This is a genomic window from Chryseobacterium sp. YR221, from assembly GCF_900176315.1.
Lineage (GTDB): Bacteria > Bacteroidota > Bacteroidia > Flavobacteriales > Weeksellaceae > Chryseobacterium > Chryseobacterium rhizosphaerae.
In genome coordinates, this window is record NZ_FWXM01000003.1 from 655400 (window position 1) to 672102 (window position 16703).

Consider the following 16703-nt stretch of genomic DNA (forward strand, 5'->3'; position numbering starts at 1 on the left):
CAATATTGAAAACAAAGAAGATAATCCTTTTAACAGCAACCTTAGGGGTACAGCTTTCTTTTGCGCAGTTTGCAAAGATTGTAGATAAGGACGGCTATGTAAATGTAAGGGAAAATGCAGATGCCAACAGTAAAATCATTGGAAAGATCAATTCGGATGAAATCGTCTATATATTTGAAGATGACAATAAGAATTGGGCTAATGTAAGCAATGGTTACATTCACAATTCAAGACTGAAATATATAAAATCTTATCAGGCTGTTCCCCCCACTGTACGTGATGCAAACAAAGCAATCTTTAAGTCAGGAAATATTAAAGTAAATATTGTTTCCGGAACATTTAATTTTAAGGAAAATGAAAAAGATTTTTCTTCAACACTGTATGGAGATTTCTATAAAGAGCAGCAAATTTGGGGAATAGACGGTACCATTCCTAAGACACACTATATTTCTATTACTGCACAAATGGGAAACAAAATCATTCAAATTCCTGCAAAAGAGATTGAGAATCTGTTCGAGATCAATAATAAATCTACAACCTGTTATTATGACCGTACCAATGATATTTTATACATATCCATGTTAAATTCTGATGGTGCCGGTACTTATGTAGCCCTTTTCACTATTGAGAAAGGGGAATATAAAGGAAGAACTTTGGAGATTCCTTTTTAATGAATCCATTATAGATTTAGACGGTAAAAATCCATTCCTATTGAATGCATTGTGTTCAACACGATGATTTCCCAGGTCATAAGAGCACTTAGAACTAAAAGAAAAAAGGAAGCAATTTCAAAGATAGAAATCGCTTCCTTTTTATATTTTTTGAGACTTAAGTTATTCTGAAATCACTCTCACCATTCCTTTCACCATGACAAGCTTTTCCATAAGCTCTTCTCTGGAATCTGCCAACACATTGATGTGTCCCATTTTTCTTCCAGGTTTGGTTTCGGTTTTTCCATATAAATGGATGTAGGTTTCTGGTAACTTAAGGACATCTTCCATTCCTTCGTATACTACTTTTCCTTCATATCCTTCTGCTCCTACCAGATTCAGCATACCACTATAGGTAATAGCATCTGTATCCGCCAATGGTAAGTTCTTTACCACACGGTACATTTGCTCAAACTGTGAATTGGTATTTCCTTCCTGACTCTGGTGTCCCGAGTTGTGCAGTCTTGGAGCCGTTTCATTAACCCAAATTTTTCCTTCTTTATCTAAGAACAATTCAATAGCAAATAATCCCGGAGAATTAACAGCATTTAAAAATTTCTCAGTAATAGAATCAATCTGAGATTGAACATCTTCAGTAAGAAGAACCGGACATACATTAAAATCCAATAGATTCAACTTGGGATCAGCAACCATTTCCGTTACAGGAAAAATATTGGTTTCTCCTTTTTCATTTCTGGCTACAATTACAGATAATTCTTTATCAATATCCACAAGGCTTTCGATCACAGAGGCATCCTTCCATAGATGCTGGTAATCATCTTCCGTTTTGATCACCTGTACCCCTTTTCCATCATAACCTCCCGTATTCATTTTCTGAACAAACGGTAAGGGCATTATGATTTTTTCATCATTGTTCCACACAATCTGAAATTCAGGGCTTGGGATATCGTAAGCTTTATAAAATTCTTTCTGAAGGATTTTTTGCTGGATGGTTTTGATAATACTCGCATTAGGAACTACTTTTATTCCCTGCTTTTCAAGTTCTGCCAAAGCATCCGCATTCACATGTTCTATTTCAATGGTAACCACATCTTTATCTTTTCCGAAGTTCAGAACCGTTTCATAATCATTGAAGTTTCCCTGTGTGAAATATGAAATATTATGACATGGTGCATCAGATGCAGGATCCAATGTATAAAACTCATCATCATATTTCAGAGCACTCTGTATCAACATTCTTCCCAGCTGTCCGCCTCCCAGAATTCCTATTTTCATTTTTTATTTTTATTAGATTTATTCTTATTGAACTTTATCAATTTTTAAGTATCCAAGTCCCATTGGGTTTTCCTGATTCTCTGCCTCAGTTTTTTTAAGAACTATAGAATATTTTTCTTTCATTTTCAGAGGAAGGATATCATTCACATTGAAGATATCATCGATATCTACTCCATGTTTATCATCTACATGGCTTACAGCTCCTTCAAATCCCATCGTCTGATAAAATTCGGTGGCTTTTGCCCTCTTAATAATCTCTCCCATAGATGAGCCAACCATCAGATGCTGTTCATGAAATTCTTCAAAAAAACCTTTCTTATATCCTCCTAAATTAAGAAAATACAATTGTTCTTCAGATGCCTTTTCTCCTTTCTCAACAATCTGTAGTTCATATCCATCTGCAAACTTAACCTCCTGATGACAATCAATATGTATCTTACCTTCTGCTTCCTTCCAGAAGTCTTTCATATCCGGAACCAAATCTTTAAGGCTTTCGGCAATTCCGAAAAATACATCGTGTTGTTCAATGTTTCTTCCTTTAGGCGTAGCCCCCAGGATAACATAAAATAATTTCAATTCATTTTTCATGCATACAAAAATACGTTAAATTTATCTTTTTCAAATGTTTGGCAGACTACTACAATAATTTTATATTTGTAACATTAATTGTAGTATGTCAGAAATCATCATACTCTTCCTTGGCGCAATTTCCGCTGGTCTTTTAGGTTCACTTACGGGTTTAGGAGGGGGAGTTATCATCATTCCTTTATTAACGCTGGGTTTTGGCGTTCCAATGCATTATGCCATCGGCGCTTCCCTCATTTCGGTGATCGGGACTTCTTCCGGTGCAGCAGTAGCCTTTGTAAAAGAAGGTTTTACCAACATGAGAATCGGGATGTTCCTCGAAATTGCCACCACGGCAGGGGCTATTATCGGAGCCTTAGTTTCAGGAATGCTTAATCCCAATACCATTGGAATTATTTTCGCAAGTATTCTGCTTCTGACGGTTGTTTTAAATCTTAAAGGAAAACCTGACCACCAGGAACCACTCATAAAAGGAAGTCTCGAAGACAAGTTAAAACTTTACGGAACTTTTCCTGATAAAGGAATCTTAAAAAGCTATTCTGCAAGAAATACAGTTCCTGGATTTTTGATGATGATGTTTGCGGGCGCCATGTCCGGACTTTTAGGAATAGGTTCCGGAGCTTTGAAAGTTTTGGCTATGGACAATATGATGAAACTGCCTTTCAAAGTTTCTACAACCACCAGTAATTTTATGATTGGAGTAACGGCAGTAGCCAGTGCCCTGATTTATTTTCAAAGAGGAGAAATCATCCCGGTTATCGTAGCTCCCGTACTGATAGGTGTGGTCATAGGAAGTTTTATTGGTTCAAAAACATTGATGGTTTCAAAAACTAAAAAACTAAAAGTATTTTTTGCCATTGTGATTACGATCCTTTCCATTTATATGATGTATAACGGTATCAATAAAAGCTTCAGATAATGAAAAAGAATTTTACAGACGTAGATCTGAACCGTTCCGTAGGAAATCTTCTAAGACTAGGTGTTATTCTATCTGTGGCTACTTCATTGGTCGGTTTCATCAAGCTTTTTACCGAAGGTTTTGAAATGCCCAAAAAATACACCTCTCTGGATATTGGCAACTCTTCAGAAAAGGTATGGGGACATTTTTGGACTTCTTTATGCAAAGGGGAAGGAATGGCTATTATTCAGCTGGGAATCCTTTTGTTGATCTTTACTCCTTTAATGAGGATCGTCTTCGCTTTAATAGGTTACCTAAAAGAAAAAGACTACGTATATGTAGTCATTTCCTCTATTGTTTTGGCCATAATGGCTGTAAGCTTTTTTGCAGGGTACGCTCACTAATCTTTATATTTCATAAAACTCCAGTGGCAGCTGGTCCGGATCCTGGGTAAAGAAAAATTCTTTTCCTGTGAATTCATCGATCCTGATCTCTTCACAATTTAATCCTTTATGTACTAATTCATTACGCTTTTCTGTAACATTCTCAACAGAGAAGGCAAGATGTCTCAGGCCACAAGCTTCAGGGCGTGAAGGGCGCTGGGGCGGATCAGGAAAAGAGAACAGCTCAATAACGTAATGATCTCCAATCGCCAGATCAAGTTTGTAAGACTGTCTTTCTTCACGATAGACTTCCCTGATGATATTTAAATTTAAAATTTCCGTATAAAACTTCTTTGAAACGGAATAATCTGAACAGATAATTGCAATATGATGGATCTTCATCTTCATTTATATTTTTTAATCGTTGTATAATTAGGCTTTATTATTTTATTTCTCTGCAATTGTCTTTTCTTCTTGTATCGATAACATACTGAATCTTCCAGTCGCTATTTTGTTTTACGAGCTGAAAACTATTGGCTCCGCAATGGGAAAATTTGCCTTTCAGGTAGAAAGAATAAGGGGTGAATACACTTGCCAGATTTCCATCTGTATGCACAGCATCTACTAGAATCCTTTCCTCCAGGTCTCCTGTTGAAAATTTAGAAACAGATGCTATAAAATCCTGAATACTTTCATTTTTTACGGTTCCGTCTTTGGCTATCGTCTGAAGAACTGCATTTTCTGAAAAGGCAGATTTCAGCAGCTCAGGATCCGCATTCTTCATGCCAAGAAACAAATTTCGGATAGGTTTCTCAATGTCCTGATTCTGTTGACCAAAACAAAAAGTACTGATTACCAAAAGAATTAAGGCTATTTTATTTTTCATAATAATTTGATAAGATAAAACGAACAAATAAAAATATGAAAAAAAAGCATCTTATCCACAAAGTTTAAATGTGCAGCACTTGTTTTCTTCAAAAAATAAATTAATTTTATCCGTTGATTTTTACTATGTGGATTGTTTATATAATTTTAGCCATACTTTTAGTCGTTCTAACCCTACTTCCAAAGATTCAAAACTCTCATTGGATATTTCGGGTTCCTGAGTTTGCTAAAATACAGATAACTTATCTTATATCCATCACATTCATAATGGGTTTCCTGATTGAGTCGTCAGAATATTTCTTGTACTACCAGGGACTTTTAGTGCTTTTATTTATTCATCACAGCCATACATTAATTAAATACACACCACTTTATCCCGTAAAGAAGCACAGACAGCGCCGTGTATCTTCTGAAAAGCTACATTTTATCTCTGCCAATGTATATCAGTTCAATAAAGAATACAACAGATTTCTAGGCCTTATTAAAAAATACAGTCCGGATTTTTTCATGACAATGGAAAGTAATGGAGACTGGGAAAAAGCTATGAGGACTCTTGAAGAAGATTATCCCTACCAACATAAAGTAACTCTTGAAAATACTTACGGAATGCATTTCTACTCCAAAGTTGAAATAAAACATGCAGAAACCCATTATTTTGTAGCCGATGATATTCCCAGTATTGAAATTCATATGACCACTGATAATGGCTTTTCCTTTGTGTTCTTTGGTGTTCATCCACCACCACCTAGCCCTACGGAAGAAGAAACATCAAAAGAAAGAGACGGCGATCTTCTCAGCACGGCACAGTGTGTGAAAGACATTCAAAAGCCCGTAATTGTAGTGGGTGATTTTAATAATGTTGCATGGTCAAAATCGTCCATACTTTTTAGAAAAACAAGTCATCTGATTGATCCGAGAATCGGACATTCTTTTGTTTCTACTTTTCATGCAAAATATCGTCTTTTGAGATTCCCCATAGACCTGATGTTCCATAGTGAAGATATTTTCATCAAGGATCTTAAAACTTTGGAAAATTTCGGATCTGACCATCTTCCTGTGTATTGTGAATTTTTTATTGATCATCACAATGATGAACAAGAAGAGCTTATAGAGACTGCTACTTCCGATGAACAAACTGAAGCTAAAAAAATGATACAGGAAGGAATAAAAGAGAATGGAGATCGTGATACAATTGTAACGGAGGACTAATTATAAAAAGCCTCAAAAATAAAATTAACAGGGTTTTGCACAATTCTATTTTTGAGGCTGATTTTTATCAATATTGTATTTCGGTTCTAAAACCTCATCACATCCTTTACTACTCCATTCTTCTGGGTGTGCTGCAGCAGCTCTTCTTCAATGAATGTTTTTATTTTATCTTCAGTTCCGTTATTTGGGAATAAAAGGTGAACATTGGCCCCGGCATCCAGCGTAAAGAATAAAGATAATCCGGTTTCTTTTCTAAAATCCCAAATCTTATTGATCACTTCCAGTGTTCCGGTTCTCATCAGAATAAAAGCAGGATCACTCATCATCATCATCGCATGAAGAGTAAGCGCTTCATGTTCAACCAATTTAATAAACTGGTCCATGTTTCCACTTTTCAGGATCTCTTTCATCGGAACAAAATTTTCTCTTGCTTCCTGAAATCTTCTTTCTGCATATGGATTGGTCTTCATTAAACCGTGTCCCACTGTAGAAGAAACACTTTTCTGCCCCTCATGGATTAATAAAACCCAGTCATTAAAGCTTTTGAAAGTATCGTGAATCTCATGATCCGGATAAGGTACAGCAAATAGATCAGAACTATTCTCAACCTCATCTGTTTCTCCCCAAACCACCAATCCGTTATATAGGCTTCTGCATGCGCTTCCGCTTCCTAACCTGGCTAAGAATGAAGCCTTTCTTAAGGATCCTTCTTCAGAAGTTTTTCCTGTAAACATTTCATCCATTGTCATCAGGCATTTAGCAATAGCTCCAAATCCTGAAGCTGAACTCGCTATTCCTGAACTGTGCGGGAATGTATTTTCTGTTCTGATAATATATTTTCCTTTTAAGATCCAAGGTAAATACTGCTCAATATTTTTGAAATATTTTTCAATTTTTTCGGCAAACTTCACTTCCTCATTTCCTGCCAGAAAAGTCTGCACAGAAAAAGGCTCAGCAGCTACAAACTCCATGGAAGTATTCGTTTTACAGTGGTTTAAAGTATAACTGATACTCGGATTAGCAGGAATCTGATTCTCATATTTTCCCCAATACTTAATCAGGGCAATATTAGATGGACAGCTTTCTGAAACAGTTTGTGATTGAATCGTAAAGTTTGGATTTCCTATAAATTCTTGTGTTGTCATCGTTTATTTTAAGTAATAAGACTTGATTTTTCTAACGCTTCCGTCAAATCCTCGATTTGTCCCCTTTTCAGAGAAGGAAAATTCTTACGCCTCTCATTAGGATATACGTGAAAACCAGGGATTTTTGAAAAATAAAGTATCTATACAATTAATACATTTTCTCAATAATATCTGCATATTTTTTAAGGACTACATTCCTTTTGACTTTCAATGTAGGTGTAATTTCTCCTGTATTGATGTCAAATTCCGCCGGCATTAAGGTGAATTTTTTCACTTTCTCATAGTCGGCAAGATGGCTTTGCAATTCTTTCACTTTATCTTTATAAAAATTAATCACCTTTTCGTTGGTTACTATCTCTCCCCAGCTTGTAAAAGGAATATTATTATTCTTGATAAAGTCCTGCAGGAATTCAAAATTTGGAACAATCAATGCGGAAACAAACTGTCTTCCCTCTGCAACCAGCATGATCTGCTGTATAAAGTTATTATTGGTCAGAAGATTTTCAATCTGTTGTGGAGCAATATATTTTCCATTGGACGTCTTCATCAGATCTTTGATTCGGTCTGTGATGATCAGGTTTCCTTTGTCATCAAGTTTCCCGGCATCACCCGTTTTGAACCATCCGTCGTTGGTAAAAACTTTCTGAGTCTCTTCAGGTCTGTTGTAATACCCCTTCATGATTCCGTTTCCTTTAGCCTGAATTTCATCGCTTTCTCCAATTCTGAGCTCTACTCCAGGCAATGGTTTCCCACTGGTACCATGCTCGAAATGAGTCAAAGGGAAGAGTGTTAAAGTAGCGGTCGTTTCTGTCAGTCCATACCCTACTGTTACATGGATTCCTACAGACTCAAAGAATTTGGTTACTTCAGGGGATAAGGAAGCACCTCCACAAGGCAGAAACCACAATCGGCCACCCATTTTCTCTTTTATTTTACTGAAGACCAGCATATCTGCAACAGATTCCTTACATTTCAGCACAAAAGGAATACTTTTTTCATTTCTTCTCAATTCTGCAGTTTCCCATCCTGTTTTCAAGGCCCAGTCAAAGATTTTTTTCTTAAATGATGAACCTTCCTCTGCTTTTTCCAATACTCCGGCATATACTTTCTGGAAAAACCTCGGTACCGCACACATGGTGGTAGGTTTCACTTCTTCCAGTGCTTTAGCAACATTTTTCGGGTCTTCAAGGAAATAGACCCTTGCACCTCCATAAAGGCACAGCAGGCTCCAGCTTCTTTCAAAAACATGACTTAAAGGTAAAAATGCCAATGAAAGTTCTTCTTCAAAGTTTTTAAACTTAAAAAACTCAAAGTGTGAGTCAAAGGCTTTGATAAAATTTCCATGGGTAAGCATTACGCCTTTAGGTGTTCCGGTTGTTCCGGAAGTATAGATCAGCGTAGCTGTATCTTCATATTCTCTTTTACATATTTCCAGTGTCGGAGAAGCTTTCGCTATAAAATCCTCAAGGTAAAAACTATTGAATTCTTTCTTGATCCACACCGATTTTTTGGAAATGATAATGGTATCAAGATGATTCTCTTCTTTATGCAGAATCTCCAGACAGGCGTCATACTGAGCCTGGTTTCCTACTAAGACAACCTTAGCACCGGAATCATTAATGATATATTCAGCCTGTTCGGCGTTGTTTGTTGAATAAATGGGAACCGTCACCGCTCCGATGGACATTGCTGCCAAATCGCAGATCATCCATTCAGAAGAATTGTCTGAATAAATAGCCACTTTATCGTCTTCCTGAACTCCTGCTTCTTTCAGAGCATTGGCTGTTTTAAAAATAATTTCACTGAATTTCTGCCAGCTCAGCTCTTTCCAGGCCTCATCTTTCTTTTTAAAGCCTATAGCAGCTTTTATAGGATGTTTTTCTACATTTTTAAGGATAATTGCCTCTGCCAGATTCATTTCTTCAGCTTTTTGTCGTTAATATAATTGTTCAGGTGAAAGTCTATACTTTCTTGTACAGGAATAAACTGATACTTCAGTTTATCTTTTATTTTTTCATTGGAAATAGTGTTGAATGAGGATATCGCTTCAATATTTGATTTGGTCACCATCTTCAGCTTGGGAATCAGCCATCCGAGAAGTATATTAGCTATTCTTCCAAGATTCAATAGCGATTCCTGAATTACTTTAGCATCTTTAAGACCTAGCCTTGTTCTGATTTGTTTCGCAAGATCCGTAAATCTTTTATTCTCAGAAACAATGATAAACCGTTCTCCAAAAATATTATTCTCAAGCAATTCTATAGCAATATTTGCCACATCTCTTACATCTACATAAGCTGAACCTCCTGCAAAGGTAAAACCATTATCAGCAAAGGTAGAAAAAAGCTCTCCACTGCTTTGGTTCCAGTTTCCGCTTCCAATGATCATTCCCGGATTGAGGATAGCTACATTGAGTCCTTCTGCAGAAGCTCTCCAGGCTTCCATTTCAGATAGATGTTTGGAAATAGCATAAGCAGAATGTTCAATTTTCGGATTAAAATCAGAATCTTCATCCAGCTCCCCTTTTTCATTAAAATTATCCAAAACGGCAACAGAACTTACGTGCAGAAATTTTTTCACATCAGATCCTTCACAGGTAAACAACAGGTTTTCTGTCCCTTTGATATTGGTATGGTACATTTCTTTTTCATCTTTGGGATGAAAGCTTACTTTTGCGGCACAGTGATACACTTCTTCTACTCCTTTTAAAGCGGCCTGAAGCGTATTGAGATCATTAAAATCTACATCTATCCATTCGATCTTATTAAAAAAATCATCAGGATTCTCAGTATAAAAGCTATATGAATGCCTTACTTCGTTTAAATTGCTGCCCGGTCTTTTGGAAGCTCTTACGTTCTTACCTCTTTTAAGAAGTTCCAACACAAGTATTCTCCCCAGAATTCCGGTAGCACCCGTTACAAAAACCATTAATTATGTTACTTGATTGCTGACTAAAATATGACAATATTTTCTATCCGGCAATTCTTCATTCTTCTGCAAAAATGTTTTGAAAAACCGCTTCTGCAAATTTGCGATTTTTAAAGCATAATTCAACTTAATTTAACCAATATTATCATTCTGGAGATCATAAAAGGACCAAATACCGTTGAATTATTCTCCAAATACAAGGGAGGTAAAAGTCCCGGAAATAAATTGTCATTCCTTAGAAATCCGGATAAGCTATTTTAAAATCTTATAGCTTGGATTTCTAAGGAATGACAGTTATTGGAAAAATATCTCTTTTTTTTATGCCGTAACCATATTATTTCTTCTTGGAGCTTTGTCGCAGAGAACATCTGCTATGCTTTTAGAGATAAGGTTTTCTTCTGTAAGATTATCCAGCCAGAAAAACTCTCCAGCTGCATTGATTTCGATAAAGAAGTACTCATCTTCAGGGGAAACAATAATGTCTATTGCCCCATAGTCAACATTGTATACATCTAAGAGTTCTAATAATTTTTCTTCCACATCTCCCGGAAGTTCCGTTCTCACCCATTTATCAATCAGATTCACACCATCCTTCCTCCAGTCTACTTTTGAATCTTCAAACTGTTGGGAATCTACCTCGAAGGCATACACATCCCTTCCTACAATTGTCACCCTGAGTTCTTTTTTCTTCTCGATCATCTTCTGAAACTGCATTGGGCAATATAAAAGAGAATCCAGCTCTTCCAGTCTGTCTTCACTGACAACATTTGTAAAAACTACATTTTCTACACCGTCTTCGTAGATGGCAAAGCCGGTCTGCATTTTAGCCACTACATTCTGATGTTTAAGAATAAATTTTCTGGCTTCTTCAGGATTATTCGTCAGGCAGGTTTCAGGAATTTTAAGTCCTATTTTATCTGCTACTTTCAACTGTTCTTCTTTACTGTCGAGTCTTCTGTAGACACTTGGTTTACCTAATGAATAGACATCTACAGATTCAATAAAGCCAAAAATAGTATTGCGGATCTCTCCCATTGCAGCTCCGTAAAATTTAGCTTCCAGCTCGTCTCTTAATCCTTTTCCAATATTGTAAGCTCTTCTGTACCAGATTGCGGCAATATCATCCAAACGGTATTTCATATCCTGGGTCTCAAGAATACTTACCCATTCTCCATCCTGAAAAACAGTGGACAGTTTATTTTGTAAAGGATATAAGTCTACATCAAAACGAATGACTTCACAGCCATTTTTCCCGATATATTCTGTTACTTTTTCAATTGAAAAGTTATCTGCAGTATGTGTTATAATTAAAATTTTATCCATGGAAACTGATTCTTTTTATAAGATTATCGGCAATTCTCTGTGCGATGGGAAAGTTCAGTTCTTTCTGCAACATTCCCCATTCTCCCTGTGGATTCACTTCCAGAAAGTAGTAGCTACCATCTCTCCCTTTGATCATATCAATAGCTCCCATATAAAGCCCCATTTCCTGCATCATGGCATGGATATCTTTTTTGATATTTTCCGGTAATTCATAGGCGGACCAAAAATAACTTTCATGAGCGACACGCCAATCCACATTCTCACTGTTGTTAATTTTACCTGTAAAAAACTCTCCATCCACATATATTATTCTCAGCTCATATTCTTTATCGATATAAGGCTGAAAAATCATGGGACAGTACGCAATATCAGAAATATTTATAAGGGTATCTTCTTCAATGATAGTCGTGGAAATCTGGCCTTCGCCACCCATTGCCTTTACCACTACACTATGAAGTTTTGCAATGGCCTTTCCGTTACAGTACTCATGAAAAAAAGCAATGATCTTCTCTTCATCGTTGGAAAATATTGTTTTAGGGATGGTCAGATTATTCTTTTGGGCGATTTTAAGCTGAAACATTTTATTTCCGTCAATTTTTCTTTCTTTTTCAGAAGGGTTGATCCACGGAATATTTTCTAAAACAGTCATCAGATTAAATCGGAGGCTTCCGTATTCTTTCAGGAAAATCTTTTCATAATCTTCATCCAGTTCTTCAGGAACACTTATTTTCCAGGCTTTCCTATGCCAGACCCCTTTCACATCATCAGAGTGAAGAGTATTCCCCGATTCATCTGTCAGTTCGAATGAATTTTCATTGATGCTGATTTTCTGAAAATGATTCATTTTATCAGAATTCAGTCTGAAATAAGGAATATGTTTAGAATTAAGGTATTCAAAAAAGAGATCGATATTATAGAAATCCTGTGAGTGGGTAATACAGAGAATCATGAGCCGGTTTTTATTAAAAGGGGAAACTTAATGTTTTAAGCTTCCCCTTACTATAGTTTTGTTCTGTTCTATTACTTATACTTCTAAAGCATCATCATCACCATCAGAAGGGTATTTCATAGTGTGTTCCATATCCTTCAGTGCAGATGTTACCGTATCGATCACCGGTTTTGTAATCACATCTCTTTCAGGAATTGTAATTTCCAGTCCTCCTTTTACTGTTTCTGGATCTTTAAGTTGTTTTTCTAAGAAAGATGCGAAAAACGGCTTCTTTTTTGAATCTTTGTTATTCATAATGATTTAGTTTTTGGTTTGATATAATGGTTTTGTTTGAATTACAATTCCTCCCCGGCTTCATCGCTATCAGACGGATATTTCATTGTTACGTGATCGTGCCCCGGCAATGTAACACTATCTTCAAGAGCTGCAGTAGTAATATGATCCTTGATCACTGAAGTAACATTATCCAGTTTTACTGAAGTAATAGCCCCTCCTGTCACTGTTTCAGGATCTTTAATCTGTTTTTCTAAGAAAGATGCGAAAAATGGCTTCTTCTTTGAATTCTTGTTTTCCATAAGTTAATAATTTTATTTTTTTGATAAACCAAAGTACAAAAAAATTCAACTCATGGAGAAATAATCCATTATTTTAATAAAATTTTAACATAAACAACGAAAACGATGTAAACTTTTAATTCAATCCAAGAAATTGTTTGACAACTTTTGCAAAATCTACAGGATTCTCTGCCTGCACCCAATGTCCTGCATTTTTGACAGTAACAACCATTGCCTTCGGAAACTGCTGCTTAATACCATATTCATCCTGTGGTAAGATATAATTGGATTTGTCGCCGGCAATAAATAAAGTATCTCCTTCAAAAACCCCAAATTTGACTGCATTAGAAACAAATTCACTATACTTTTCAGATAAAGTCTTTAGATTGAATCTCCAGTTGAGCTTCTTATTATCATCCCAATACAGGTTTTTGGTTAAAAACTGAATAGTAGACTTTTCCGGGATATATTGGCTTAGAACCGCTTCAACATCATTTCTTGAACCTACCGTATCAAAATCTACCGTTTCTAATGCTTTTATTATTCCCTGATGGTGTGGAGGATAAGCTTTTGGAGAAATATCCACCACAATTAATTTCTCTACTCTTTCAGGATATTTTAAGGCAAACTGCATCACGGCTTTTCCTCCTAAAGAATGCCCTAAAACATGAGCTTTCTGAATTCCGTAATGGTCCATATAACGGGCAATATCGTCTGCCAGATCATCATGAGACATACTTTCCGAATGAAAGCTTCGTCCGTGATTTCTAAGATCAATCAGATGTACCGGAAGAAATTCACCAAGGTCTTTTCCAAAGCTTCCCCAGTTATCAAGCATTCCAAACAATCCATGAAATACTAAAAGTGGCGTAGCTGTTAAGTTTTCGCCGAATATTTTTGAGTTTAAGATTTCCATATTTATTAAGATAATAGATTTCAGATTTCAGATTCCAGATAAGCAGCTCAGACACAATATTTTGGTCTAAAATCTCACATCTAGCATCCTGTATCTATTTTTACCACTTAGCCAGTCTCTTTAAGTAAGCCTGAACCGTATTTTCCAATCCCATATAAAGCGCTTCAGAAACTAAAGCATGTCCGATGGAAACTTCCAGGAGGTTCGGAATATTATCTGCAAAATATTTCAGATTATCCAAGCTTAAATCATGTCCGGCATTAATTCCCAGTCCAAATTCTGTAGCTGCAACCGCAGTATCATAATAAGGTTGGATCGCCTGTTCTTTATTGGTTACATAATTTTTAGCATAAGCTTCGGTATACAGTTCAATTCTGTCTGCACCCGTTTTTGCGGCATACGCTACCAATTCAGGTAATGGATCCAGAAAAACAGAGGTACGGATTCCTGCATTTTTAAATTCTGCGATGATCTCTGTAAGAAAATCAAGGTGTTTTTTCGTGTCCCATCCTGCGTTAGAGGTAATAGCATCATCAGCATCAGGAACCAGGGTTACCTGCTCCGGTTTTACTTTCAGCACCATATCAATGAAATCCTGATGTGGATTTCCCTCAATATTAAACTCAGTCGTAACCAGTGGTTTCAAATCATAGACATCTTTTCTTGTAATATGCCTTTCATCCGGCCTTGGGTGGATTGTAATTCCCTGCCCGCCAAATTCCTGGATTTTTATAGCTGCTTCGGTAACACTTGGCGTTTCGCCTCCTCTCGCATTTCTTAATGTCGCAATTTTATTAATGTTTACGCTTAATTTTGTCATTTTTATTTAAGATGTTAGATGTTAGATATCAGAGGTCAGACTAACCTATTATACTAAGGTTGACTTCTCATTCCAACTCTTTATTATATTTTTTCAAGTAAGATTCTAAAAACCAATTGATCAATTTCCAGCTTCTCCTTATTATACTTTAATACTTACCTGCATCACCTGAAGATCAAATTCTTTTGAAGCAACCAGCAAATGGTCAAAAATATCTGCCTGAATCTGTTCGAAACGCTCCCACTTGGAATCATTGGCAAAACAGTAGACCTCAAGAGGAAGCCCCTGTGGAGTTATATCCAGCTGACGAACCATTCTGGTTCCGTTTTTATCAATATCAGGGTCGTTTTCTATGTATTTCTGTGCGTAATATCTGAAAACCCCGATATTGGTAAGCTGTCTTCCATTCACTACTTTATCCTGATGTTCAAGGTTTGAATTTTCCCTTTTGATCTCAGCACTTTTTTCTTCAAGATAGTCGGAAATAAGATTAACTTCTTTCAACCGTTCAATATCCTCCTCTCCCAGAAACTTGAAAGAATTGATATTAAAATAAATAGATTTCTTGATTCTTCTTGTGTTGGACTCAGACATTACCTGCAGATTCTTAATTTCCGTGGTCAGCAGATCATAGGTAGGAATGGTAGAAACCGTTTTATCAAAATTGGTGATTTTTGTTGTTAAGAGGCTTATTTCAGTAATATTCCCTTCAATACTATATTTCGGGATGCTTACCCAATCGCCCACTTTTAAATTTTTAGAAGTCGCTACGTGAAGACCCGTTACAAATCCCAGAATTGTATCTCTGAAAACAAGTACCAGAACAGCTGTGATAGCCCCCAAACTTCCTACAATCGTAGTTCCTTTTATTCCAAAAACTACACAGATCCCTACCACTGTGAATATAAAAATCCCCAGAATTTTAACCGTTTCCGAAAGGGCATTCAGCGCCATTATTTTATAAAAATCCTGCTTGATTGCAAAATAATTCCTGAAGGCAGTGAGCGATCTGTAAAGCATTCCGGCAAGTATCATTACCAGCCCAAGATTCACACATCTTATAATGAAAATTGTTGTTTTCGGAAGAGCACCTTCAGGAAATATAGACCCCTGCAATGCTCCTACAATAATCAGTGCGGCAAAATGAGCTACCGAATTGGTGATTTTAGACTGATATATAGATTTTAAAATCGGGAATTTTGTCTGGTCATGAAATAAACGAAAGATAAAATTGATAACAAATTTTAAAACAAAATCTACAATCAAAAATACAGCGCCAAGCAAAGCCAGTTTTACAATGATATGAACAATCCAGTCTAACCCGGTGGGAGAAATCTGGGTGATATAATTATATAACTGTTCGCTTAATTCCTGCAAATAGTTTTTGGTTTCTTGTAGATCATCTTTCATTGACAGCAAATTTATAAAATAAGAATGACGATTTTTACTATTCATCATCAATTTTCATCCCAAAAAGTATTCTTCAGCAAATATCCGGTAAAAAAAATATCCCAATCAATGCGACAGCAAATATTAAGAAAGCAGGACTTATCCCGGAATATGCTATCTTAAATCTGTAATAAAATTTTTAATTAAAATATAAAGGTGGCTTTTTATAAGGCCACTTTTTTTATCTTGCATCTATATTTTTTAGGAATGGATACTACAATTATTAATATTCTCTGCCTTGTTTTATTGTTTGTCGGGATTTTAGGAACTTTTCTTCCAGTTCTTCCGGGATTGCTGTTAAGTATCTGCGGACTTCTGATTTACAAATTTGGGACCGATGCAGATCTTTCGATGATTTATATCTGGGCATTTGGAATTCTTACTGCTGCGTCAGTGGTATTGAGCTATGTAATTCCTGCAAAAACCAACAGAAAATACGGAGGAACACGCTGGGGAAGTATTGGTTCTGTCATCGGAACTATTGTAGGAATCTTTATTCCTATTCCGTTAGGTTTTCTGATCGGGATGTTTGCCGGAGTATTCATTGGAGAATTGCTTCATGACAGTAAGGATATGAACAAAGCACTGCAATCCACCAAAGGAGCCCTTATTGGGTTCATTTATGGAACGGGTTTTAGTTTTGTAGTGGGTGTGGCAATGTTTTTGGTGGTATTACTTAATATGTTTAATATTATTTAAATAAAAAAAGAAAC

The 16703-nt window shown here is 36.3% G+C and carries 19 protein-coding genes; 5 read left to right on the forward strand and 14 right to left on the reverse strand.

The annotated features are described in order from the left end of the window. Positions 1–5 precede the first annotated feature (5 nt). Positions 6–671, forward strand: a complete 666-nt coding sequence (locus B8967_RS12025) for an SH3 domain-containing protein (protein WP_179140058.1) — start codon at positions 6–8, stop codon at positions 669–671. A gap of 162 nt (positions 672–833) precedes the next feature. On the opposite strand, the gene B8967_RS12030 is transcribed toward B8967_RS12025, so the two are convergent. Further along, on the reverse strand, positions 834–1946 hold the full coding sequence (locus tag B8967_RS12030) for a 5-(carboxyamino)imidazole ribonucleotide synthase (RefSeq protein ID WP_084086254.1): 1113 nt from the start codon (positions 1944–1946) through the stop codon (positions 834–836). A 24-nt stretch (positions 1947–1970) separates the two neighbouring features. Beyond that, positions 1971–2534: a DUF1543 domain-containing protein gene (locus B8967_RS12035; protein ID WP_228406142.1), complete on the reverse strand. Its 564-nt coding sequence runs from the start codon at positions 2532–2534 to the stop codon at positions 1971–1973. 85 nt (positions 2535–2619) lie between these two features. On the opposite strand from B8967_RS12035, the gene B8967_RS12040 reads away from it, so the two are divergent. Further along, the gene (locus tag B8967_RS12040) at positions 2620–3450 is read left to right on the forward strand and encodes a sulfite exporter TauE/SafE family protein (protein ID WP_047487368.1); all 831 of its coding nucleotides are present in this window, start codon (positions 2620–2622) and stop codon (positions 3448–3450) included. Then, positions 3450–3833, forward strand: a complete 384-nt coding sequence (locus B8967_RS12045; RefSeq protein ID WP_047487366.1) for a DUF1634 domain-containing protein — start codon at positions 3450–3452, stop codon at positions 3831–3833. The genes B8967_RS12040 and B8967_RS12045 overlap by 1 nt, the downstream gene beginning before the upstream one ends. 3 nt (positions 3834–3836) lie before the next feature. Here B8967_RS12045 and B8967_RS12050 read toward each other — a convergent pair whose 3' ends face one another. Further along, positions 3837–4214: an SMU1112c/YaeR family gloxylase I-like metalloprotein gene (locus B8967_RS12050; protein WP_047487892.1), complete on the reverse strand. Its 378-nt coding sequence runs from the start codon at positions 4212–4214 to the stop codon at positions 3837–3839. 40 nt (positions 4215–4254) lie between these two features. Then, positions 4255–4698, reverse strand: coding sequence for a nuclear transport factor 2 family protein (locus B8967_RS12055; RefSeq protein WP_084086255.1), 444 nt, complete (start codon positions 4696–4698; stop codon positions 4255–4257). A 266-nt stretch (positions 4699–4964) separates the two neighbouring features. On the opposite strand from B8967_RS12055, the gene B8967_RS12060 reads away from it, so the two are divergent. Continuing rightward, positions 4965–5906, forward strand: a complete 942-nt coding sequence (locus B8967_RS12060; protein ID WP_228406144.1) for an endonuclease/exonuclease/phosphatase family protein — start codon at positions 4965–4967, stop codon at positions 5904–5906. 86 nt (positions 5907–5992) lie between these two features. Here the strand turns inward: B8967_RS12060 and B8967_RS12065 are convergent, their stop codons facing one another. The 10 genes from B8967_RS12065 to B8967_RS12110 all read right to left on the reverse strand — a co-directional run bounded on the left by B8967_RS12065 (position 5993) and on the right by B8967_RS12110 (position 15951). After that, positions 5993–7051: a diphosphomevalonate decarboxylase gene (locus B8967_RS12065; RefSeq protein ID WP_084086257.1), complete on the reverse strand. Its 1059-nt coding sequence runs from the start codon at positions 7049–7051 to the stop codon at positions 5993–5995. Positions 7052–7199: 148 nt separating this feature from the next. Further along, positions 7200–8969, reverse strand: coding sequence for an AMP-dependent synthetase/ligase (locus tag B8967_RS12070; RefSeq protein WP_084086258.1), 1770 nt, complete (start codon positions 8967–8969; stop codon positions 7200–7202). Then, positions 8966–9979 (reverse strand): NAD-dependent epimerase/dehydratase family protein, encoded by a 1014-nt coding sequence (locus B8967_RS12075; RefSeq protein WP_084086259.1) that lies wholly within the window; start codon positions 9977–9979, stop codon positions 8966–8968. Before B8967_RS12075 ends, B8967_RS12070 begins: the two co-directional genes overlap by 4 nt. 318 nt (positions 9980–10297) lie before the next feature. Beyond that, positions 10298–11302 (reverse strand): MvdD family ATP-grasp ribosomal peptide maturase, encoded by a 1005-nt coding sequence (locus tag B8967_RS12080; RefSeq protein WP_084086260.1) that lies wholly within the window; start codon positions 11300–11302, stop codon positions 10298–10300. Continuing rightward, complete coding sequence (locus B8967_RS12085) at positions 11295–12251, reverse strand: MvdC/MvdD family ATP grasp protein (protein ID WP_084086261.1); 957 nt, start codon at positions 12249–12251, stop codon at positions 11295–11297. Before B8967_RS12085 ends, B8967_RS12080 begins: the two co-directional genes overlap by 8 nt. A 75-nt stretch (positions 12252–12326) precedes the next feature. Continuing rightward, the gene (locus B8967_RS12090; RefSeq protein ID WP_047487341.1) at positions 12327–12545 is read right to left on the reverse strand and encodes a microviridin/marinostatin family tricyclic proteinase inhibitor; all 219 of its coding nucleotides are present in this window, start codon (positions 12543–12545) and stop codon (positions 12327–12329) included. Positions 12546–12586: 41 nt separating this feature from the next. Next, a complete protein-coding gene (locus B8967_RS12095; protein ID WP_084086262.1) occupies positions 12587–12826 on the reverse strand; it encodes a microviridin/marinostatin family tricyclic proteinase inhibitor in 240 nt (79 codons plus the stop codon). Between the two features lie 115 nt (positions 12827–12941). After that, positions 12942–13721: an alpha/beta fold hydrolase gene (locus B8967_RS12100; RefSeq protein ID WP_084086263.1), complete on the reverse strand. Its 780-nt coding sequence runs from the start codon at positions 13719–13721 to the stop codon at positions 12942–12944. Between the two features lie 100 nt (positions 13722–13821). Then, positions 13822–14541, reverse strand: coding sequence for a pyridoxine 5'-phosphate synthase (locus B8967_RS12105; RefSeq protein WP_047487330.1), 720 nt, complete (start codon positions 14539–14541; stop codon positions 13822–13824). 141 nt (positions 14542–14682) lie between these two features. Then, a complete protein-coding gene (locus B8967_RS12110; RefSeq protein WP_084086264.1) occupies positions 14683–15951 on the reverse strand; it encodes a mechanosensitive ion channel family protein in 1269 nt (422 codons plus the stop codon). 246 nt (positions 15952–16197) lie between these two features. On the opposite strand from B8967_RS12110, the gene B8967_RS12115 reads away from it, so the two are divergent. Next, positions 16198–16689 (forward strand): DUF456 domain-containing protein, encoded by a 492-nt coding sequence (locus B8967_RS12115; RefSeq protein WP_047487323.1) that lies wholly within the window; start codon positions 16198–16200, stop codon positions 16687–16689. Positions 16690–16703: the final 14 nt, after the last annotated feature.

Excerpts from the sequence above, each read along its gene's own strand:
- B8967_RS12030 (WP_084086254.1), bottom strand. The coding sequence starts at position 1,946 with ATGAAAATAGGAATTCTGGGAGGCGGACAGCTGGGAAGAATGTTGATA.
- B8967_RS12035 (WP_228406142.1), bottom strand. The coding sequence starts at position 2,534 with ATGAAAAATGAATTGAAATTATTTTATGTTATCCTGGGGGCTACGCCT.
- B8967_RS12040 (WP_047487368.1), top strand. The coding sequence starts at position 2,620 with ATGTCAGAAATCATCATACTCTTCCTTGGCGCAATTTCCGCTGGTCTT.
- B8967_RS12045 (WP_047487366.1), top strand. The coding sequence starts at position 3,450 with ATGAAAAAGAATTTTACAGACGTAGATCTGAACCGTTCCGTAGGAAAT.
- B8967_RS12050 (WP_047487892.1), bottom strand. The coding sequence starts at position 4,214 with ATGAAGATCCATCATATTGCAATTATCTGTTCAGATTATTCCGTTTCA.
- B8967_RS12055 (WP_084086255.1), bottom strand. The coding sequence starts at position 4,698 with ATGAAAAATAAAATAGCCTTAATTCTTTTGGTAATCAGTACTTTTTGT.
- B8967_RS12060 (WP_228406144.1), top strand. The coding sequence starts at position 4,965 with ATGGGTTTCCTGATTGAGTCGTCAGAATATTTCTTGTACTACCAGGGA.
- B8967_RS12065 (WP_084086257.1), bottom strand. The coding sequence starts at position 7,051 with ATGACAACACAAGAATTTATAGGAAATCCAAACTTTACGATTCAATCA.
- B8967_RS12070 (WP_084086258.1), bottom strand. The coding sequence starts at position 8,969 with ATGAATCTGGCAGAGGCAATTATCCTTAAAAATGTAGAAAAACATCCT.
- B8967_RS12075 (WP_084086259.1), bottom strand. The coding sequence starts at position 9,979 with ATGGTTTTTGTAACGGGTGCTACCGGAATTCTGGGGAGAATACTTGTG.
- B8967_RS12080 (WP_084086260.1), bottom strand. The coding sequence starts at position 11,302 with ATGGATAAAATTTTAATTATAACACATACTGCAGATAACTTTTCAATT.
- B8967_RS12085 (WP_084086261.1), bottom strand. The coding sequence starts at position 12,251 with ATGATTCTCTGTATTACCCACTCACAGGATTTCTATAATATCGATCTC.
- B8967_RS12090 (WP_047487341.1), bottom strand. The coding sequence starts at position 12,545 with ATGAATAACAAAGATTCAAAAAAGAAGCCGTTTTTCGCATCTTTCTTA.
- B8967_RS12095 (WP_084086262.1), bottom strand. The coding sequence starts at position 12,826 with ATGGAAAACAAGAATTCAAAGAAGAAGCCATTTTTCGCATCTTTCTTA.
- B8967_RS12100 (WP_084086263.1), bottom strand. The coding sequence starts at position 13,721 with ATGGAAATCTTAAACTCAAAAATATTCGGCGAAAACTTAACAGCTACG.
- B8967_RS12105 (WP_047487330.1), bottom strand. The coding sequence starts at position 14,541 with ATGACAAAATTAAGCGTAAACATTAATAAAATTGCGACATTAAGAAAT.
- B8967_RS12110 (WP_084086264.1), bottom strand. The coding sequence starts at position 15,951 with ATGAAAGATGATCTACAAGAAACCAAAAACTATTTGCAGGAATTAAGC.
- B8967_RS12115 (WP_047487323.1), top strand. The coding sequence starts at position 16,198 with ATGGATACTACAATTATTAATATTCTCTGCCTTGTTTTATTGTTTGTC.